The sequence below is a fragment of the Bacillus sp. FSL P4-0248 genome (genome assembly GCF_038593305.1).
GTDB classification, from domain to species: Bacteria; Bacillota; Bacilli; order Bacillales; family Bacillaceae; genus Bacillus; species Bacillus safensis.
In genome coordinates, this window is sequence record NZ_CP151983.1 from 3,579,287 (window position 1) to 3,599,544 (window position 20,258).

Annotated in this window: 17 protein-coding genes and 1 riboswitch; of the genes, 11 read left to right on the forward strand and 6 right to left on the reverse strand. The window is 39.7% G+C overall.

Features of this window, described 5'->3' with window-relative positions:
* The first annotated feature begins 69 nt into the window (after nt 1–69).
* The 4 genes from NST65_RS18420 to NST65_RS18435 all read left to right on the forward strand — a co-directional run bounded on the left by NST65_RS18420 (nt 70) and on the right by NST65_RS18435 (nt 6,256).
* Nucleotides 70–1,323 (forward strand): MFS transporter, encoded by a 1,254-nt coding sequence (locus NST65_RS18420; protein ID WP_111926999.1) that lies wholly within the window; start codon nt 70–72, stop codon nt 1,321–1,323.
* The gene (locus NST65_RS18425; RefSeq protein WP_111927001.1) at nt 1,320–3,647 is read left to right on the forward strand and encodes an ABC transporter permease; all 2,328 of its coding nucleotides are present in this window, start codon (nt 1,320–1,322) and stop codon (nt 3,645–3,647) included. The genes NST65_RS18420 and NST65_RS18425 overlap by 4 nt, the downstream gene beginning before the upstream one ends.
* A gap of 13 nt (nt 3,648–3,660) precedes the next feature.
* Complete coding sequence (locus tag NST65_RS18430; protein WP_342489212.1) at nt 3,661–4,422, forward strand: ABC transporter ATP-binding protein; 762 nt, start codon at nt 3,661–3,663, stop codon at nt 4,420–4,422.
* A gap of 655 nt (nt 4,423–5,077) precedes the next feature.
* The gene (locus NST65_RS18435) at nt 5,078–6,256 is read left to right on the forward strand and encodes a Rap family tetratricopeptide repeat protein (protein ID WP_342489213.1); all 1,179 of its coding nucleotides are present in this window, start codon (nt 5,078–5,080) and stop codon (nt 6,254–6,256) included.
* 97 nt (nt 6,257–6,353) lie between these two features.
* Here the strand turns inward: NST65_RS18435 and NST65_RS18440 are convergent, their stop codons facing one another.
* The 4 genes from NST65_RS18440 to NST65_RS18455 form a co-directional block, all read right to left on the reverse strand.
* On the reverse strand, nt 6,354–7,202 hold the full coding sequence (locus NST65_RS18440; RefSeq protein WP_111927007.1) for a PRD domain-containing protein: 849 nt from the start codon (nt 7,200–7,202) through the stop codon (nt 6,354–6,356).
* Between the two features lie 30 nt (nt 7,203–7,232).
* Nucleotides 7,233–8,699, reverse strand: a complete 1,467-nt coding sequence (locus NST65_RS18445) for a glycoside hydrolase family 1 protein (RefSeq protein WP_061110311.1) — start codon at nt 8,697–8,699, stop codon at nt 7,233–7,235.
* Between the two features lie 4 nt (nt 8,700–8,703).
* A complete protein-coding gene (locus NST65_RS18450) occupies nt 8,704–10,563 on the reverse strand; it encodes a beta-glucoside-specific PTS transporter subunit IIABC (protein ID WP_034281422.1) in 1,860 nt (619 codons plus the stop codon).
* A 328-nt stretch (nt 10,564–10,891) separates the two neighbouring features.
* Nucleotides 10,892–11,794: a hypothetical protein gene (locus tag NST65_RS18455; RefSeq protein ID WP_081125174.1), complete on the reverse strand. Its 903-nt coding sequence runs from the start codon at nt 11,792–11,794 to the stop codon at nt 10,892–10,894.
* 191 nt (nt 11,795–11,985) lie between these two features.
* Between NST65_RS18455 and NST65_RS18460 the strand changes: the two genes are divergently transcribed.
* Nucleotides 11,986–12,537, forward strand: a complete 552-nt coding sequence (locus tag NST65_RS18460; protein WP_061110313.1) for a PadR family transcriptional regulator — start codon at nt 11,986–11,988, stop codon at nt 12,535–12,537.
* Nucleotides 12,538–12,541: 4 nt separating this feature from the next.
* Nucleotides 12,542–13,024, forward strand: coding sequence for a DUF4188 domain-containing protein (locus tag NST65_RS18465; RefSeq protein ID WP_061110314.1), 483 nt, complete (start codon nt 12,542–12,544; stop codon nt 13,022–13,024).
* Between the two features lie 11 nt (nt 13,025–13,035).
* On the opposite strand, the gene NST65_RS18470 is transcribed toward NST65_RS18465, so the two are convergent.
* Nucleotides 13,036–13,659 (reverse strand): CoA pyrophosphatase, encoded by a 624-nt coding sequence (locus NST65_RS18470; RefSeq protein ID WP_046312645.1) that lies wholly within the window; start codon nt 13,657–13,659, stop codon nt 13,036–13,038.
* A gap of 170 nt (nt 13,660–13,829) precedes the next feature.
* On the opposite strand from NST65_RS18470, the gene NST65_RS18475 reads away from it, so the two are divergent.
* Both NST65_RS18475 and NST65_RS18480 read left to right on the forward strand, forming a co-directional pair.
* The gene (locus tag NST65_RS18475) at nt 13,830–14,036 is read left to right on the forward strand and encodes a helix-turn-helix transcriptional regulator (RefSeq protein WP_003215336.1); all 207 of its coding nucleotides are present in this window, start codon (nt 13,830–13,832) and stop codon (nt 14,034–14,036) included.
* On the forward strand, nt 14,033–14,713 hold the full coding sequence (locus tag NST65_RS18480; protein WP_041118373.1) for a DUF3169 family protein: 681 nt from the start codon (nt 14,033–14,035) through the stop codon (nt 14,711–14,713). Before NST65_RS18475 ends, NST65_RS18480 begins: the two co-directional genes overlap by 4 nt.
* Before the next feature lie 47 nt (nt 14,714–14,760).
* Here NST65_RS18480 and NST65_RS18485 read toward each other — a convergent pair whose 3' ends face one another.
* Nucleotides 14,761–16,107, reverse strand: coding sequence for an amino acid permease (locus tag NST65_RS18485; RefSeq protein ID WP_111927009.1), 1,347 nt, complete (start codon nt 16,105–16,107; stop codon nt 14,761–14,763).
* Nucleotides 16,108–16,271: 164 nt separating this feature from the next.
* Nucleotides 16,272–16,351: riboswitch (glycine riboswitch) on the reverse strand.
* 264 nt (nt 16,352–16,615) lie between these two features.
* Here NST65_RS18485 and NST65_RS18490 point away from each other — a divergent pair.
* The 3 genes from NST65_RS18490 to NST65_RS18500 all read left to right on the forward strand — a co-directional run bounded on the left by NST65_RS18490 (nt 16,616) and on the right by NST65_RS18500 (nt 20,183).
* Nucleotides 16,616–17,635, forward strand: a complete 1,020-nt coding sequence (locus NST65_RS18490; RefSeq protein WP_034281429.1) for a LacI family DNA-binding transcriptional regulator — start codon at nt 16,616–16,618, stop codon at nt 17,633–17,635.
* Between the two features lie 445 nt (nt 17,636–18,080).
* The gene (locus NST65_RS18495) at nt 18,081–19,262 is read left to right on the forward strand and encodes an MFS transporter (protein ID WP_034281431.1); all 1,182 of its coding nucleotides are present in this window, start codon (nt 18,081–18,083) and stop codon (nt 19,260–19,262) included.
* 18 nt (nt 19,263–19,280) lie between these two features.
* Nucleotides 19,281–20,183, forward strand: coding sequence for a shikimate dehydrogenase (locus NST65_RS18500; protein ID WP_046312639.1), 903 nt, complete (start codon nt 19,281–19,283; stop codon nt 20,181–20,183).
* Nucleotides 20,184–20,258 lie beyond the last annotated feature (75 nt).

A 20,258-nucleotide genomic window follows, 5' to 3' on the forward strand; every position in this document is an offset into this window, starting at 1 on the left:
TTGGTCACTTCAATACCAATCCTGCATACATCATAGACTGACGGTCGGTCTAAAAGGAGAGTGATATTTATGTCTTTGTTATCCAAAAGAGGCTCATCCCACTTTATCTACCTCGTTCTCGGACAGATTATTTCCGTTTTCGGATCTTCTCTCATTCGGTTTGTTCTATCTTTACACGTACTGGATATGACGCACCGAGTTGATTTATATGCCTTACTTTTCGCTTTATCCAATATCCCGCTCCTTCTCTCCCCGTTAGCTGGTGCAATCGCTGACCGGTTTAACAGAAGGAACTTAATGATTTTATTTGATGTCCTCACCGGCATGATGATTCTTGCCTTTTATTTTTGGTTATTTTCGGGAAATGATTCACTCTATATGATCGGAGCTGTCATGATACTGCTTGGCGTGATGAGTACGTTCTATGCTCCCGCTGTCATGTCCAGCATTCCACAGCTAGTGAAACAAGAGCAATTAGAACAAGCAAACGGCATCGTCAATGGCGTTCAGGCACTTTCAGGTGTTCTCGCACCTATTATCGGAGGAGTTCTATACGGAATGATTGGAAGCCAATCCATCATCGGTGCAAGTGCCATCGTATTTTTCCTATCAGCCTGCATGCTTTTAAGGTTAAACATTTCCTTCTTCCCTAGCCCGCTGACAGAGTCTATGGGCAAAGTGCTCATAAAAGATATGAAACAAGGATTTTCTTATATTGGCAGCCAGCCATTTTTAAAAAGGGCCATGCTGCTTGCCGCAATGTTAAATTTCATCCTTACACCATTTTTTATTGTTGGGGGACCAATCATTTTAAGGGTCACAATGAAGAGCAGTGACATCATGTATGGAATAGGCATGGGCTTGATTGAATTCGCTGTCATCGCAGGGGCTCTGCTAGTTGGACTTGTAGCGAAGCGATGGCGCATTCCTACTTTATATCGCTGGCTTCTTGTCATCGCAGTCATCTTGCTGCCTGTGGCGTTCTCAACATCCAAAACAGCTCTTCAATTTGGCACTTATCCAGCTTATTTTCTCTTTTTAGCAGGATGCCTTCCAATTGCTATGCTGCTGACTATGATCTCAATCGTTGTGATTTCACATGTTCAAAAGAAAACACCAAATCATCAGTTGGGAAAAGTGATGGCCAATCTGACAATGGTTTCTCAATGTGCTGCTCCGCTTGGCCAAATGATGTATGGATTCTTGTTCAATACGTTTTCAGCCACCGTGTATGTGACGGTGCTCATCGTCAGTACTTTCATGTTTGCACTAGCCTGCTTAACAAAAAATATGCTTCAGCATGAAGGAGAATCAGCCTCATGAGATTAGCGTTTATAAAGAAAGACTTAACCCGTCACCGCCTTATTGCAATCGGCTTAACCATTTGCATCATGATGACTTCATTTCTCGCAGCAAGTGCAGCTCAAATGATCGTACAGCTGAATGGTTCCATTTCTAACCTGCTCCATTCTGCCAAAGCGCCAGACTTTGTCCAAATGCATGACGGCGACCTAAATAAAAAAGACATTGAAGCATTTTCAAGCAAGCAGTCCATGGTAAAAGCCCATCAAATCGTCCCAATGATACCAATTGAACACGCAAACATCAGGTTCGGACATGAGCCTGCCAAAGCAGGTGTGATGGATCATTTATTTGTGAAGCAAAATCGCAACTTTGATTTTCTTTTAAATGAACAAAACGAAAAGCTCACTGTCAATAAAGGAGAAGTGGCTGTCCCAATTTATTTTCAACAAAAGTATCAGCTCAACATAGGTGAAACGTTACTGATTGAGAAAGGAGCTAATCAATTCACCTTTCGCATCAAAGCGTTCTTGCGAGATGCACAAATGAACCCCAGTCTTGTCAGTTCAAAAAGATTTCTTCTTCATAACGAGGATTGGGATGCAATAAATCAAGTGTTTCATCACAAAGAGTACTTAATCGAATTTTTACTACATGATGCCGCTCAGACAGATACCTTTCAAGCAATCTATCAATCATCACAACTGCCACAACAAGGTCCATCTGTCACATTACCTTTACTGCGTATGCTGAATGCATTGACAGATGGAATGGTCATTGCCATTCTCCTGCTTGTTTGCCTGCTGCTCATCAGTATAGCCCTTCTCTCACTCCATCTTGCTATGACGGCTTCAATAGAAGAGGATGAACGTGAAATTGGCATACTGAAGGTGCTTGGGATCCCTTTAACAAGAATCAAGCAATTATACGTTGGTAAGTATGCCGCGCTTGCTTGTGCAGGGTGTATAGCAGGATATGTGTTAACGCTTATATTTGGTGATATGTTTACAACCAATATCCACCGTTACATGGGGAATCAGCCTTCTTTTGCTCATTGGTTAATCCCGCTTTTTGTTTCTATTGCGACGGCAATGATCATCATCTCTTGCAGCTATGCTGTCTTAAGAAAGTTTGGTCAAATATCAGCTGCTCAAGCACTTCAAGGCGTTATCAACCCACTGGGTCAAAAGAAAAGAATACCTATGCACCTCAAGAAAAGCAGGTTCATACCGATCAATATTTGGCTTGGTTTAAAAGATCTGATATCACGAAAGAAGTTGTACACAACGATTTCTTGTATTATTGCACTCTGTACATTTTTAATGCTCATGCCTATTCAGCTATGGCATACCTTACAATCACCGGATTTCATCACATACCTTGGCTCTGGTAAAAGTGACCTTCGAATGGATATACGCCAAGGAAATCATCTAGCGAAAAATACAAACGAAATAGAATCAATGATTCGTGAAGATCAGAGCATACAAACAGCAGCCATCTATAAAACTACTTCTCTTCAGGTGAAATCAAAGGAGAACACATTAGAAACGCTCTACTTAGAAACAGGTGAGCTCTCAGCATTTCCCCTCAACTATTTACAAGGACGGCAGCCTTTAAAGAATGAAGAAATTGCCTTATCCGTATTAAATGCAGATTCACTTCAGAAAAAGATAGGAGAAAGAATCACTCTCGTAACTAATGGGCATGAAATCCAAAGAACGGTAACAGGTATTTATCAGGACGTGACCAATGGAGGCAAAACAGCAAAAGCAATATCACAGCCATTTCCTCAAACAGCTCTTTGGCAAACCGTTCAAATCCAACTAAAACCAGGAGTAAATATCGCAGAGAAAAAGACAGTATTTGAAAAGAAGGTATCTCCTGCAAAAGTGACAGATATGAAAGAATACGTTCATCAAACGATCGGTAGCACAGCAGCTATTATAAAAGTTATTGCATTTTTTGCTGCATTAGCTGCCTTTGGAACCGCCAGCTTAATGCTATTCATGTTTCTGCACATGTTAAAGGCGAAAGATTCAAGCCGAAACCACACGCTAAGAACAATTGGATTTTCTATAACAGATATAACAGTACAATATATAACGAGTTTTATCGCTGTTCTTTCTTTTGGCGCCTTTATTGGAACAATCGCGGTCAATACCATTGGTCCTGCTTTGATGAGTATAGGAGGAGCAACATTAGGAGCGTCGAGCCTCCAGTGGCTGTCACCGCAATGGGTGTCAGTTGTGTACCCAGTTACACTACTTATTATCAATTTAGCTTTGACCACTTGGTTATTGAAGACGTTTTTTTCTAGTCAAACGACAAGACAAACACTTTTATAAGGAGATGTTTCACATGGAACACTTGATTGAAACGCAGCGATTGTCTTTGCATATCAATTCATTAAAAGGACAAAAACAAACCATTCTTAAGGATATTCATTTATCGATAAAGCATGGGGAATTCGTGACCATTATGGGACCTTCTGGATGTGGGAAAACATCATTACTTTATCAGCTTAGCGGCATAGAAACAGCTTCAACAGGAGAGATCGAATATAAAGGCCGATCACTATCAGAAATGACAGACAAACAGTTAACTGCTCTGCGCTTAACAGAGATGGGGTTTGTCTTTCAGCACAGCCACTTATTAAAAAATCTTAATTTATTTGACAACATCATAGCTGCAGCTTATTTAGCAAAGAAAAAGCCAAGACAAGAATTGAATGAACGAGCTCAATATTTAATGCAAAAACTCGATATTGATCATTTGGCAAATAGATATTTGACAGAAGTATCGGGAGGACAGCTTCAAAGAGCCGCTATCTGCCGAGCGCTCATGAATGAACCAGACATACTTTTCGCTGATGAACCAACAGGTGCTCTTAATTCCAGTACAACGAAGGAAGTGATGAATATTTTTTCAAGTATCCACTCTGAACGAGCAACACTGCTGCTTGTCACACATGACCCCAAGGTGGCTCTTCGTTCTGAAAGAATCATGTTTATGAATGACGGGGAAATTGTAGCCAGTTTACAACTAGGAAGATATGATCACTCAACTGCCGAGAATCGAGAAATGAGATTAAATCAATGGCTGCAAGATTTAGGTTTTTAATTTGAGAACAAACAGGCAGGAAACTGCCTGTTCTATTTTTTTTGGCACTCAAACGAGTAATCCATAGACAAACTATTTGTTTCTAAGATGATTTTGCCGCCAGCTTGTTGACAAGATTCTGTCAGCAGCTCAATTTCTTTGCTATAAAAGTATCTCTTTGACATATAAACAGTCACTAAAACAAGTAACAGAGTCGCGATAATGACTGTGATTTGTCTATTTAAACTTGGAAATCTTTTTTTCATTTCAACATCCTTTCTAAAGGTCTAAGTTTGTGTTTAATACTTACTTTTGGCTGCATCTATCAGTTTCTTATCTCATGATCTAGCAACATCATACATGATTTTCTTTCCTAGATCGACCTTCCATTTTCCCTCTGAAATAGCTAAAACTTCTTTATTCCAAATATACGAATGATATTTTCGTTCATTATCATAAAATCCATTGTATATATTCCTTTTTTAGACTTCCAAAAAGAGATTTTATTCATTTGTGCTAACAAGCAATCACCCTTACAATATCGTACATCACATGACCTTAGGTCCCTTTTATTACCTCTTGTCAATCACTTCACAGAAACGATTATATTTTTCCAAAAATTGTGATATCGTTTTTTATGAAACAGGTGAAAGGATCTTAAAGAGGTGAAATTTCCATGGCTATCATTTCTGCTGAACAGGTGGGGAATCGTTTAAATGATTGGAGAATTGCAATTCGCAAGCATGATGTACACAGTGCAAAAGCAATGTATACAGAATTAAAAGAATTACTTCAAAAAATGGAAGAGAATCAGGAGGTCTTGACCTATTACTCATTGCTAGAAGGCAAGTATAAGCTCATGTTATATGAACGAAGAGGTACAAAACTGAAGGAACAGACAGAACCAGATTGCCCCTCTAAAACAAACGACTTAATTGAATACTATTTTTACCTATACAAAGCCCTTTACGCTTCATATAAAAGAGACTATGCATCAGCCATTGGACTGTTTAAAATTGCCGAGAAAAAACTACAACACATTCCTGATGAAATAGAAGTAGCAGAATTCCATACGAAAATCGCCAACTTATATATGCTGCTTCGTCAAAGCCTGATTTCTCTACACTACATTCAGAATGCTATTGATATTTTCAAAAGTCATGAAGGATATGAGAGAAGACTAGCTGCAGCCTTTGTCATCGCCGCTGCTAATTATATGGACATTGGTGACTTTATAAGAGCAGAAGACTACTATAAAAAAGCATTACACATCGCAGACAGTCTCAACGATCATTTTCTAACATCACAGCTTTATCATAATATCAGCATTTTGTACGCCGAAGCTGGCGAATCAAAAAAATGTATCGATGCCCTAGAAAAGGCTCTTAGTGATGAAGACTATCTCTCTTCGTGTTACTTTCATCACTCCATGTACATGTTAATGAAAGAGCTGCTTTCTATCGATGAAAGGACACAAGCTCTCTATTACTTCGAATTGGTGAACCAAAAACATGAATCAGAGAAATGCCCCATCTATACAGCAAAAATGAATTTGCTTTACCATCTATATTTCACTGAAGATATGGCTCAAAAAGCTCAAGCCTGTTTCGATGAAATCAGCATTCTTAAAAAATTAAAGGATGCTGAAGGAGCCTGTGAATTAAGTGCATTAGCTGCAAAATACTTTGAAGAGCTGGGAGCAATTCATCAAGCCTATCTTTTCTTAAAGGAAGCTGATCGCATGAAACATCCTATCATTGACTGGGGGAATTCTAATGAAAAAAATGAGTTTATTGATTATCGCTTTGACCATCGTTGTTTTAGGACAAACAGGGGCTTTCAATTCATTAAATGATGAAAATCCTGGTACAACAGAACGACCTATCGGAACTTAATATAAACATTGGTCATACAAAGAACCACTCGCCTCATCAAGGCAAGTGGTTCCACATTTATTTTAGTTGCTGATAAGATATGAGGCGGTGTATATGTACCGCAAGATAAGTAAGCTCATCATTAGGAATGACGATACTATGCACCTGTTTAATATAGTCTTTGATCTTAAAAGCAACATCCATCGCTTGAGGATATAAGTGTGCAATTTGTTCAAACAACTCATTTTCTTGATCTGATAATAATTTATCAGCATAAAATCTTTCTACAAAGAATTTCACATGTGTAATGAACCGGCTGTAATGAATATTCTCTTGATCCATTTTCATATTCAATGTATAGCGCACAAGATTGACAATACTCCCGATCATCTTGGCATATTTCATACCATCTTTCGAATCGGATTTTTCACCTAATGCATTAATTAAGTGAAAGGCGATATTAGCAGCTTCTTCTTTTGGTAATTGTATGCCCAATGTGTCATTGACTAACTCAAGTGCGTAATTCCCTACTTCAAATTCTTCCGTATAGTAGTTTTTGATTTCCCAATACACGCGATTCGTAATATTAATATTCTTTTTATGACGTTCCACTGCAAAATTCAAATGATCCATTAAGGTAAAATAAACACCTGAATTTAAAGTTGAGTTTAAACGTTTTTCTGCATATTGGACGATGTGCTGAGTTAAATCGATAAACTCCTGAGGCATTGAATCTAACAGTTGAAGAAATTCTTTTGCTCTCATGTTATCAACTGACATAAAGACTTGGTCCGCTTTTTTCTCTTCTATCATTTGACCTGGTTTCTTTCCATAGCCAATTCCTCGGCCGAACAATACCATCTCCTGTTGGTTCTGATCTTCAGCCAGGACCACACTCGAGTTTAAAACTTTTTTGATTTTAAACATCGTCATCACCTGTTTTCATGATTGTGGTGTTCAATCAAGCGATTCACCATTTGTCTCAATGACTTTTTGGTACCAATAAAATGAATCTTTTCGAGATCGTTTTAATGTCCCGTTCCCGTCATCATCTTGATCGACGTGAATGAAGCCATAGCGTTTTGACATTTGTGATGTACCTGCACTAATAATATCAATCGAGCCCCAGCTCGTATATCCAAAGAGATCGACGCCTTCTTCAATCGCTTCTCTCATTTGACGGAAATGCTCTTTAAAATAGTTAATACGATAGTCGTCATGGATAGAGCCATCACTTTCAACTACATCCTTTGCACCCATGCCGTTCTCGACAATGATAAGAGGTTTTTGATAACGATCATACAATTCGATCAAAGAAATTTTCAGACCAACCGGATCAATTTGCCAGCCCCAGTCAGTTGAAGGAAGATAAGGGTTTTTAACCCCGCGAATTGTGTTCCCTTCTGTCTCTTCTAATCCTTCTTGGGCTGACTCCGTTAAAGACATATAGTAGCTGAATGAGATAAAATCTACTGTGTTTTCTTTTAAAATGGTAAGGTCATCTGCTTCCATTTGAATATGAATATCTTTTCTCTCAAGCATGCGCTTGATCAGTGGCGGATACTCGCCAAACACTTGAACATCTGCATAGAAATAGTTTTCTAAGTTTTGTTTCAAAGCTTGTTCCACATCATTCGGGTGGCACGTATGCGGATACGTTGTCAATTTTGTCAGCATACATCCTACCTGGCTGCCTGGGATGATGCGATGGCAATCTGCTGTTACGAGAGCAGATGCGACAAATTGATGATGAAGTGCTTGGTACACCGTTTCTTCCACTTTTCCTTCTGGGCAGCGATCAGGAATGATTCCTGCTGTAATGAAAGAGTGGCGGTGAATACTATCAATTTCATTAAAGGTGAGCCAATATTTCACATCATGTTTATATCGTTCAAAACATACATTGGCGAACTTCACAAAGAGATCAACGACTTTTCTTTCAACCCAGCCATTATATTTCACACTAAGCGCTAAAGGCATTTCATAATGAGAGAGAGTCACGATCGGTTCTATGTTGTGTTTTTTCATTTCTGCAAAGACACGATCATAAAATTGAAGCCCTTTTTCATTCGGTTCCGCTTCTTCTCCAGTAGGGAAGATACGACTCCATGCAATAGAAATCCGAAGTGTTTGAAATCCCATTTCTGCAAAGAGAGCCAAATCCTCTTTATAGTGATGATAGAAATCGATACCTCTGCGTTTTGGGTATTTTTTATCGTCTGGATCTTTCATTGCACGATCTATATTTTCAGTGGTAACAGCAAGATGACCTTCATAATCTTCTACACTCAAGTTGGAACGGTACATTGCAATATCTGCAACAGACGGTCCCTTTCCATCTATATTCCAGGCGCCTTCTGCCTGGTTAGCCGCAATGGCACCGCCCCATAAAAATCCTTTTGGAAAACCTTTGATTTTTGTCATATGATTAGCCTCCTAATTGTGTAACAACCATCAATGTATCTTGACGATTGACCTCTTGTAATGGCTGTACCTTAATATCATATTGATCTGTATTTGTGATTACAGCAAGTGTTACTGGATCATATCCTGCTTCCATGATTTTTTCTAGATCAAATTCAATCAATAAATCACCTGCTTGAACACGATCTCCTGCCTGCACTTTTGGATAGAAATACTGTCCTTCCAACTGAACAGTGTCAATGCCGATGTGGAATAATACTTCAACCCCTTGGTCCGTTTTCATACCAAGCGCATGGTTTGTTTCGAACAGCAAGGTCACCTCACCATCTACTGGTGCATAAAGTGCTCCTTTTGAAGGTACAATGGCAATTCCGTCTCCCATGACCTTTGAAGAAAAAATATCATCTTTTACTTCAGATAGAGAGATCATTTGACCAATCACAGGGCTTTTGAAAGTTTCTCCTGCTCCAATTTGTTCAGCAAATGCAGCTTGGTCCTTTGTCTTTTCTTCTACTGTTCGATCTTTACCTAATACAAAAGCAGCGATAAATGCGACAATAAATGAAATGACTGCTCCAATGATAGCAAACATCAGATTTCGCGGAAGTTCATCTGATATAAACATCGACATGCTTGCTAATCCTGGGCCAACAAGCACAAAGGCTTGTATACCAACTAAACCAATGAAAATTCCGCCAACAAACGAACCAATCATAACACTTCCAAGGACTCGCTTATTTTGAAGTGTCACACCATATAACGCCGGCTCTGTGATACCAAAAAAGGCTGAAATCCCTGCCGAAATGGCTGTTGATCTGAGTACCTTGTCTTTTGTGCGTAGTGCCACAGCAAAACACGCTCCACTTTCCGCAATATTATGCGCAAGTGATGCCGGTAAATAAAGTGCTTCTTTCCCAAGGGTTCCCATCGTTGTGACTGCATAAGGGACCATTGCTTTGTGCATGCCTGAAGCAACCATGAATGGGAGGACCGCTGCTAAAATTGCGACAGCTACCCAGCCTACCGTATTAAACATCGCAAGAATAATAGATGAAAAGCCTTGCCCCGCTGTAAAACCAATCGGTCCTAACAGAAGTAACGTAACTGGTACAGTAATGACCAATGACATCATCGGAACGAAGAAAATTCGAATTGGTTTTGGTGAAAACCGCGTAAAGAATTTTTCCATTTGCGCGTAAAGCAATACAGAAAGGATTGCCGGAAACACTTGATACGCATAAGCTATATTTTTTACATCGAATGACAGTAATTGCGCACCTTCTGTAAGCATTGCTGTCATGTTCGGCAGAAGGAGCGCACCGACTGCTGATAATGCGACCAGTGGATTTACTTTTAGTTTATTCGCCGTCGTTACAGCAACTAATAAAGGCAGAAAGTAAAGTGGTGCATCACCTACCATGTTCAGTATTTGATAGGTTTGTCCCTTTGCATCCATCCAGCCTAATAAAGAGAAAAGGAGAAGAAATGATTTTAAAATTCCTCCGCCTGCGATAGCTGGTACAAGAGGCTGGAAGACACCGACAATGAAATCTAACAGGACTGTGCCTGCTTTTCTCTTTTCTTTTGGCTGATTGGATGGCACGTCTTGGCTTGATGAGCTGCTGCCTATTAAACTTGTTACCTTTTGATACACTTCAATGACGTCATTCCCAATCACCACTTGGCATTGTCCTGACATTCTGACAGCTATGACACCTGGTGTTTTTTCTAGTGCTGGTACATCTGCTTTTTTCTGATCAATTAGCGTGAAGCGAAGTCTTGTTGAACAGTGCTCAAGGTGCGCAATGTTTTCTTTGCCGCCTATATGCTGTAAAACGTCTTTGGCAACTTGTGTGTAATCCATTTTTTCTCCCCCTTTTCTCATACATGAGACCTATATTTTGGCAATAAAAAAAGGACCTAAAACGACAAATAAAAGAAATTCATCGTTTTTAGATCCTGCCTGCATGACCAGTCACATGTCTAATTTATTCATATTGGATTTGTTTTTAGTATATATTGATTATATGAAAGCGTCAACATTTATTTTTCTAAAAATTATTAAGGTCTATAGACCCAAATTCATTTTCCTTAATTAGTTGAAGCGTTTGCCTTCCTCTCTTTTTTTCACCAATAACTATCTTCATTATAAAAAACCAGATAAATTTATTCATTCATCTGGTTATCATCATCTATTTTTTCTTTTCTTCTGCCTGCTTTTTAAATGCTTCAGATTGTTTTTGATATTCCTGCTTCGAGACTGGTTTAAATTCTACGATGCCGCCTGCTATTTTCAGAGGAAGTTTTATTGATTTTGCACCTCGATTCGTTGAGCCTACGATAATACCAGTTTTGTGCTCTTCGATTTGAGGATAGGTACTGATATCAAACATGATTCCATCAGAAACACCACCCGCTTTATGTTTCGTCTCTTTATAAGGTTCACCACCATCCCCTGGAACTGTTCTCATTAGAAAGGCCCCTGACCATTCAGACTCAATATGCATATGCTTTACTTGTAGAAATAGTTGGTATGAACCATCCTCCGCAGTATACAGATAACCATAAGCGCCTGTTACTTTCTTGATGTAGTCTCTTAAATAATCATAAAATCTAGTTTCTGAGTCATCAATTAACTCATCATATCGATCTTGAATGGCTTTTTGATACGCATTTAATTTTTTTTGATCAACTGCTTTGTATGTGATGCTTTTGTTTTCACCTTGTTTTTTCACAGAAAGATCTTTTCCAGCAACATGTACTTCATACATCACCGGATCTTTTCCTCGCTTCACTTCAAATTCATAACCGTTTTCAATTGCTTTTCCAGTTAATTGATATTTATGTTTAAATAAATTCGGATCAAAATGCATTTCCGGACTTTCTTCTAAAATGGTTTCATTCAAGTGACCGGTTACTTTCCCTTTTCTCTCCGTTACCTTAAACCAATTCATGCCCTCTTTTGTTTTCTGCGCAAAGGCGTAGGATTGATTCAATGCACTCTTTTTTCCAATTGCTTGATAGGCTGACCAGCTGACTGCACCAAGGACTAATACCGTCAGGACAGCCACAAACCAGATTTTCGATTTACTCATACGTACCCCTCCAATATATAATCTGATGAATGATCATCCATATATATGAGTGATTCACCTCTCCGATTAACAAAATCAGGTAAATATCCACTCCCTTTATCGAATTTATTTTTCAACAACCCCTTGTATCTGCCACTTCACATCATTTATTATATATCTAAAAGATATATCTTTTAGATAGGTGTGCTGATATGAAAAAATACAATGATACGACGTATGCGATTTTAGGTATTTTAACGACTGATTGTAAGTCGGGGTACGAAGTGAAGCAATTAATTGATAGAAGCCTGCATCATTTTTGGAAAATCAGTTATGGACAAATTTATCCAGCTTTAAAGTTAATAGTCGAGGAAGGCCTTGCGGAAGTTTCACCTGCTGCTGCTTCTGGCCGCTCAGACAAGCGGGAATATCATTTGACTGAAAAAGGACTGAATACGTTAAGAGAGTGGCTGGCGCAGCCGCTCGATCAGTTACCAACAGAGCGTAATGAGGTGTTATTAAAGTTATTCTTTGGTCAATATCTTTCGTTTGAGAAGAAACTAGTGCTTTTACAGGATTATGAGCGGCAGCTTCGTATTCGTTATGAAACTTATGTTTCAATTGAACAAAACATTCAAGAGCTTTATCCAGATGAAGCGGATGCGAAGTATTGGCTGTTTACTTTAGATTATGGAAAAAGAGTGGCTCAAGCAGGAATTGATTGGTGCGTGGACACATTCCATTCGATGAAGAAGGAAGGGTAAATGAATGAAAAAAGACATACGTGCGGGTAGATTTACAACGGACAATTCTGATTCGATTGTTGTGTTCATCATCGGAATGAGGATCAACAAACGCTGGGCCATTCATCAATGGCTGCCTGTGTTCATGGCGATGCCTGGCATGATCAAGGAGCTGTATACCCATCAAGATGAGCTTGGCTTTCTTGGGACAGAGAATTACTTTGGATTACGCACGACAGCGATGATTCAATATTGGAAATCAACAGATGACCTCCTTGCCTATGCCAAGATGGAGAAGCATTTGGCTGCTTGGAAAGAATTTAACCAAAGAACACGAAATAATGACGCCGTCGGAATTTATCATGAAACGTACCAAATTCAAGCCGGCTCGTATGAATCCATCTACGTGAACATGCCTTCCTACGGACTGAGCCAAGCAAAATCCCCTATTTCAATAAGTAAAGGTCAACAAACAGCGAAGGACCGTCTGAATACAACAAATTCCTAGAGAGCGATTCTCTAGGAATTTCTTTTTGTAACGGTCACAAAATGCTTTAATATGCGGGCTGTTAATCCCCATATGGTGTAGTTTTCGTAATCATAAAACCATTCCTCAATCGAACGGCTTCCCCAGCTGTATTTTTCACCATTCATGATTTTTTCATAAGGGAAGTCCTCTCCTGGTGTTGGCTGAACGGATACATGATGTAAGTATGGCTCATATTGGCTGAGCCATGATAGAGGCACGGTAAAAGTCTCCTCTACTTCTTCTTGATTAAAGGAGTGTTTCACTTTTTGCTCATCAATGATACCGACATATGGGTATACCACAAAAGATGGAGAAGCGATATAAGGACTGAGCTGTCCAAGGATCTCGACCGATTCTGGCGGAATGCCCAGCTCTTCATGTGTTTCTCGCAGTGCAGCTTCCTGTGCAGTTTCGCTGCCGTCAAGCTTGCCCCCAGGAAAGCTAATATCCCCCGGCTGTTTTCTCATGGTCAACGATCGGACCTCAAATAATATATGCCAATCTCCATTTACTTGCACCAAAGGGATAAGGACTGCTGCTTTGAACGCTGTCTCTTCTCCAATGAACAACGGTTGTGATTGATGTAAGTCATTTTTTAATTGATCAATGAACACGGACATCACCTGTTTTCTGTTTCTCTTTCCTTTAGCGTATCATGGTTCACCTTTTCAATAAAGATGATCTTTCTGACAATTATTTTTATCATTTTGACAAATTTACTTGTCAAAATGAATATAATGCTTTACAATCAAGGAAAGATTTCAACCAAAATTGAGGTGACAGAATGAAAAATCGGTTAAAAGAGCTTCGTGCGCGAGATGGTTTAAACCAAACTGAGCTTGCAAAGCGTGCAAAGGTCTCTCGTCAAACCATCAGCTTAATGGAACGAGATGAGTTAATGCCGTCTCTATTGCTCGCTGTTAAGCTTTCACGAATTTTTCAGGAACCCATTGAACGTATTTTTCTATTCGAGGAGGATGAACTCTCATGAAAACTGTATACAAAATGCTCTTAGGTGCTCTCCTTGGCTTTCTCGGCGCTTACTGTCTGCTAGCAGCCGAATTTGAAATGACACTTCTTGATGTTGCATTTGAAGCGACTCTTGTCATCAGTGGATTGACGATTTTATTGATTATTTATTGTTTTTCAGGGATTTCACGTATGAAAAAAAGAGTATCTCTTTCGGTTTCTGGAGATGAAGAGGATGAACTGGAGGCAAAACAATATCGGACCTTTACTGATTTGACTTTAGCCAATACGGTAAGTACCATTTTTTCCATTGTTGCCATCGGTATCGCGATCGTCACCGAGCAGCCCATTTGGTTGATTCTCGTCAATGCTGCTTTATTTATTGTCTCCATTATCAGTTCATATATAGCGATATCTGTTCTAAAGCTTGTCTACCCTAATCGCAACCTGCCAAGTCCATCTGACAAAGATTATAGTAAAAAGCTGCTCGCTATTTCAGACGAAGGCGAAAAGCATGTGATGCTTGGCGGACTGTTTCACACGTATCAAATGATGAATGTTCTATTGACCGGCGCCATGTTTATTTTGATTGTGTATTCCCTTGGAGCCAATCACTCTCAGCTTTTCTCAATCATGGTCATTGGGGTTGTTTTGATCATTTTGAATGCAAATTATGTGCTAAAGATTAGAAATCGTTAAATGAACAAAAGCACAGCCTAATGCAAAGGCTGTGCTTTTTCCGTTCATTATGACGCGCGGCGTTTCTTTCGTGCATAAATCAATAGTAAGAAACCAAACCAGACCGGCGTTAATAAGAGCGCGGGGCGCGTTGCATCTGCAAACAGCATGATCACTAGAATCGCAGCGAAGAGAACTAAAACACATATATTCACAAAAGGTGTGAACGGTGCTTTAAAGGTAGATGCTTCATGCAATTCAGGCCGTGTTTTTTTATATTTCAAATGACTAATTAAAATAATACTCCATACCCAAATGAAACAAATGGCACTGATCGTTGTCACAATACCAAAGGCTTGTTCGGGAATCAGCTTGCTTAAAAGAGCTCCAACCGATACCACAATCGTCGAAACAAACAGGGCATTGCTTGGGACAGCATGCTTGTTCAGACGTCCGAAGGAAGCTGGACCCTGCTTTTGATGACTGAGATTATACAGAATACGGCTCGTCGAGAACATGCCGCTATTACAAGCTGATGCCGCAGACGTCAACACAACAAAATTAATGAGCCCTGCTGCTACTGGTATCCCAATGAGTCCAAAGGTTTTCACAAAAGGACTTTCTGATGCGCTGAGCTCAGTCCATGGGTTGATACATAGTAAGACAAAGATCGCTCCCACATAGAAAAATAGAATTCTTAATGGAATCTTATTAATCGCAGAAGGGATGTTTTTTTGCGGATTGGCTGTTTCTGCTGCGGACACACCGACCAGTTCAACTCCCACATACGCAAAAATCACCATCTGGAATGACAATAAGAAGCCTGTGACACCATTCGGGAATAACCCGCCATGAGACCATAAATTCGTTACTGTCACCGGTCCGGCATCTGTTTGAAAACCAATGATTAAAAGAACCATTCCAACCCCGATCAATAATAGAATCGTAATTACTTTAATGAGTGCAAACCAAAATTCCATTTCTCCGAAAAGCTTCACCGTTAATAGATTCAATCCTAGTAAAATCAATAAACAAATGATGGCAGGAATCCACTGCGGGATGTCAAACCAATACTGCACGTACACACCGACCGCAATGACATCCGCCATCGCTGTCATAATCCAGCAAAACCAATAGGTCCACCCTGTCAAAAAGGAAGCCCACGGGCCGAGATAGTCCTCTGCAATATCGGTTAATGACTGATAGCCTGCTTTCGATAAAAGCAATTCTCCGAGTGCCCTCATGACAAAAAAGATGGCCATCCCGACAATTAAATAAGCAAAAATGATTGAAGGACCTGCCAATTGAATAGCTTTTCCAGATCCTAAAAACAGTCCTGTTCCAATGGTTCCGCCAATGGCAATCAATTGCACATGACGGTTTGATAAATCACGTTTTAATTCTTGTTGTGCCAATGCTAACACCCTCCTACGACACGATCTTATCCTGAAATAATGAACCCTTTAAAAAAGTCCATAAAAAAAGAGATTGGATGCGCTCCAATCTCACGGTCATAAAAGAATAGCAAAATAGAGAAAAGTCATACACGGCATCATCCATGCACCACAAATACAATATTTCGTACTCTTCTGTCCTTTTGCCTGAGATTGTGAACCCTTCGGCGCCGCACATACATGCGGTCTCTCCAGAAGCTGCTCCTGCTATAGTGTGACCCACAGCATTCATAGCCTTCGTTATTTAATTAAAATGTTGCTATTTCTGAATAATTTTATATTTTACGCCTCATTCAGAAAGCTGTCAATGGTAATCTTTTATGATTTACAGCGGTACGCATATGTCTTCACTTCATCAATCCCCCCTGATTCATGTATAATAAATCAAAAGATGTTCGGCTCTTCTGATAGAGAAATCCCTCTTGATGATGAACAAAGTTAGGCAATCCATTAAAGTTGGTGAAGATAAATGAAAAAAATGAACAAGCAGCGTGTCACATTACAGGAAGTCGCCAAGCATGCCGGTGTCTCGACTTCAACGGCATCACTCGTTGTTCGAAATAATCCTAGAATCTCTGAAGCCACTCGAAACAAAGTACTGCAATCCATGGAGGAATTAGGATACGTATACGACCGCGTTGCTGCCAACATGCGGTCAAAAAGCTCAAATATCGTGGGTGTGATTGTGACGGATATTTCTAACACCTTTATTTCGGAGTTTTTAATTGGCGTACAAACCACGCTTGAGTCACTGGGCTATACTGTTTTACTTGGTACGACCTTTGACAGTGTCGATAAACAGGAGCGGCTCATTTCCACCATGGTAGAGCACCGAGTGGGCGGGATTATTTTAAACCCAGCTTCGAAAAGCTCTGCTCGAACAGTCAAACAATTAAATCAAATTCGCACCCCAAAAGTACTGGCAAATCGTGAATTATCAGATGTGCAATGTGACTATGTCGGTGTTGATTATGAACAAGGTACTTGGATGGCGGTTCATCATCTTCTTCAAAAAGGGCATCGCCGCATCGCTTTTTTAGGCGGCATCAAGACTTCTTCGACTTGGATTGAGCGGATGAAAGGTTTCAAAAGAGCTCATGACGAAGAAAATGTGACGATTGATGATTCTCTTATTATTGATATAGAACCTACTCGTGAAGGCGGGAAAGAAGCACTTGCCCAAGTGATGGATCAGCCTGAGCCCCCTACTGCTATTTTTTGTTTTAGTGACTTATTCGCTTTTGGGGTCATTCAAGCCCTGTCAGCACGGGGCATCAAGCCTGGTGAAGATATCGATGTCGTTGGATTCGATAATGTTCCTGAAGCAGAAATGTATCATCCGCCGCTCACCACTGTTTCCTCCTTCCCACGATCCATCGGGGTAAAAGCAGCGAACCTTTTATATCATAAAATGAACGAACAGGATGAAGAGCTGCAGCGATTGATTTTAAAGCCTCAACTTCATATTAGAGAAACCTCTCCATCATGATGAAAAAGAGAATTGTGTGCAGCAATTCTCTTTTTTTATTGATCAAGTCAACTATTTCTTTGTTTCATTTTTCTTTTTTTAAATCACAAAGTCATAAACTTGACACATTTAAAATGCAGGAGTATATTTATCTCGTTGCTTCTTTTAGTATATCGTTATACCTATTTCGTCATATCATCATTTCTATCAAAAAACAGTTAAAAGTGGTTTTTTATGATTCTGATCAAATCATGAAGTTTCACTTCCTAATCAAGGCTGTTATTATTTTTTACATTTTAGTAGAACGATGTACTTGATTGAAGAACAGATGAATATTCATTATTTTTTCATCAATCACATAAGGGGTGTTGTGATGGGCTTCATATTATTCATTTTGAAGGAAACAATAACAAAGGGTATACAAAGAATTTGACCTTAAATGGGGTTTCAATATAGGAGTGGGAACATGAAAAATCCTTATATAAAATCGTCACTTGGCATGTATTTAAACTACTTCATGCTTGGCATGATCAATATTATTGTAGCTTCCAACATGGACAGCTTATCTGAACGCTACCATGTGGATATTCCGAAAATCAGCTTGCTTGTATCGGCGATCGGAATTGGTAAACTCATTGCGCTCTTTTTCTCAGGCCGGTTAGCCGACAGCTGGGGACGTAAGCCTGTCATTATTACAGGAAATTTTCTTTACTTATTATTCTTAATCGGTATTCCAACGACAACAAGTTATACACTGGCATTTATCTTTGCGATATCAGCAGGTATTGCCAACTCACTGCTTGATTCAGGAACCTATCCTGCTTTGTCAGAGTCATTTCCGAAAAAAGCAAGTTCGGCTTCTGTTTTAGTAAAAGCGTCTGTATCCATTGGGGCGACTGTTCTTCCATTTATCTTGGCGTTCCTAGTGGCACATGACATCTTCTGGGGCTGGGCGTTCTTTGGACTAGGGCTTCTTTATTTACTTGTAGGGATTTACTTACTCTTTATGCCATTCCCGAACCATAAGCAAGTTTCTTCACAAGACGCTCTTCCAGTACAGGACCAGCTGAAAGAAGAACCAAAAATGCTTGGCGAAGGTTTAGCTGTTGTACTGATGGGATTCACATCGACTGCATTGTTTGTCGTATGGCAGACATGGCTTCCGCAGCTCGGGTTAAAATTAATCGGACTTGGCACAGAACAAGCTACACAGCTTCTATCTTATTTTAGTATTGGTGCACTGGTATCTGTTCTATTGCTTTCGATCGTCTTAGATAAATTCATTTCACCGATTATGGTCGCGATCATTTATCCAATTGGGGCGTTCCTTGCGATGCTTGCACTATTCCAAGTTGAAACTTACAGCATTGTCATTGTCAGCACCTTCTTCTTAGGACTATTTACAGCGGGAATCTTCCAGCTGGCGATGAGTATTATGATGAAATTGTTCCCGACAAACAAAGCAACGGCTTCATCCTATGTCAACATTGCGGCAAGCTCAGCATTTATACTCGTGCCGCTCATTACAAGTGGATTGGTCAGCACGTACGATATTAAAATGACGTTATTTTTCGATATGATCATCGCAGTTATTAGCATATTACTAGCGGTCTTTGTTCTTGGACGCATGAAAAAATTATTTAGATAATTAAAGGAGATGTCAATCATGACAAACATACATGAACGTAATATTGATGGGAAAACAAAATTAGTTGGTCTTCTTGCTACACCAATCGGGCACAGCCTTTCACCACGTATGCATAACCTTGGCTATACACTAACAGGTCTCAACTATGCTTACCTTGCATTTGAAGTAGGGAATGATGAACTAGAAGCAGCCGTAAATGGTATGAAAGCAATGGGTGCAGCTGGATTTAACGTCTCTATGCCGAACAAAATGAAAGTATTGGATTACTTAGACGTACTAGATGATTCTGCAAGATATACACGTGCAAGTAACACTGTAGTGAACAAGGATGGTAAGCTCATCGGCTACAACACAGATGGTCTTGGATATGTAAGAAATTTGATTGAACATGGTGTTGAATTAGCTGGTAAGAAGGTCACTCTCGTTGGCTCTGGCGGTGCTGCGACTCCGATTGCGATTCAGCTTGCACAGTCCGGCATTCGTGAAATTAGTATTTTTGCTCGTAATGATCAATACTTTGTTCAAGCAGAAGAAAATGTAAATTATATCAACAACGAAATGAAATCATTCGGTGTCAAAGCAAACATTTTCCCACTTGAAGACAAAGACGCGTTCCGCCGTGAAGTAGCAGAAAGTGCAATTCTGGCAAATGGGACAAGCCTTGGCATGAAACCACTGGATCAACTCAGCATTATCGATGATACACTTGATGTACTTCGTGAAGATTTGATCGTGACAGATGTCGTATACAACCCGCAAAAAACAAAGCTTCTTGCGCAAGCACAGGAAGCTGGCGCCAAAACCATTAACGGTCTTGGAATGATGCTATGGCAAGGTGCACTTGCTTACAAACTCTTTACTGGTGAAGATATGCCAGTTGATCAAGTAAAACAAATTCTTTTTGAAAATGACCGTTTCTAAAATAAAAAAGACAAAGGGCTAAAATGATGATCATTTTAGCCCTTTGTTTTCAGCTCTACACGCTGAGACGACTTC

Bases quoted from the DNA above. Each gene is read 5' to 3' on its own strand.
- NST65_RS18445 (WP_061110311.1), bottom strand. From the start codon at position 8,699: ATGACAAAAATCAAAGGTTTTCCAAAAGGATTTTTATGGGGCGGTGCC.
- NST65_RS18450 (WP_034281422.1), bottom strand. From the start codon at position 10,563: ATGGATTACACACAAGTTGCCAAAGACGTTTTACAGCATATAGGCGGC.
- NST65_RS18490 (WP_034281429.1), top strand. From the start codon at position 16,616: ATGAAAAAAATGAACAAGCAGCGTGTCACATTACAGGAAGTCGCCAAG.
- NST65_RS18440 (WP_111927007.1), bottom strand. From the start codon at position 7,202: ATGTTTAAAATCAAAAAAGTTTTAAACTCGAGTGTGGTCCTGGCTGAA.
- NST65_RS18480 (WP_041118373.1), top strand. From the start codon at position 14,033: ATGAAAACTGTATACAAAATGCTCTTAGGTGCTCTCCTTGGCTTTCTC.
- NST65_RS18430 (WP_342489212.1), top strand. From the start codon at position 3,661: ATGGAACACTTGATTGAAACGCAGCGATTGTCTTTGCATATCAATTCA.
- NST65_RS18460 (WP_061110313.1), top strand. From the start codon at position 11,986: ATGAAAAAATACAATGATACGACGTATGCGATTTTAGGTATTTTAACG.
- NST65_RS18500 (WP_046312639.1), top strand. From the start codon at position 19,281: ATGACAAACATACATGAACGTAATATTGATGGGAAAACAAAATTAGTT.
- NST65_RS18425 (WP_111927001.1), top strand. From the start codon at position 1,320: ATGAGATTAGCGTTTATAAAGAAAGACTTAACCCGTCACCGCCTTATT.
- NST65_RS18495 (WP_034281431.1), top strand. From the start codon at position 18,081: ATGAAAAATCCTTATATAAAATCGTCACTTGGCATGTATTTAAACTAC.
- NST65_RS18465 (WP_061110314.1), top strand. From the start codon at position 12,542: ATGAAAAAAGACATACGTGCGGGTAGATTTACAACGGACAATTCTGAT.
- NST65_RS18455 (WP_081125174.1), bottom strand. From the start codon at position 11,794: ATGAGTAAATCGAAAATCTGGTTTGTGGCTGTCCTGACGGTATTAGTC.
- NST65_RS18475 (WP_003215336.1), top strand. From the start codon at position 13,830: ATGAAAAATCGGTTAAAAGAGCTTCGTGCGCGAGATGGTTTAAACCAA.
- NST65_RS18435 (WP_342489213.1), top strand. From the start codon at position 5,078: ATGGCTATCATTTCTGCTGAACAGGTGGGGAATCGTTTAAATGATTGG.
- NST65_RS18420 (WP_111926999.1), top strand. From the start codon at position 70: ATGTCTTTGTTATCCAAAAGAGGCTCATCCCACTTTATCTACCTCGTT.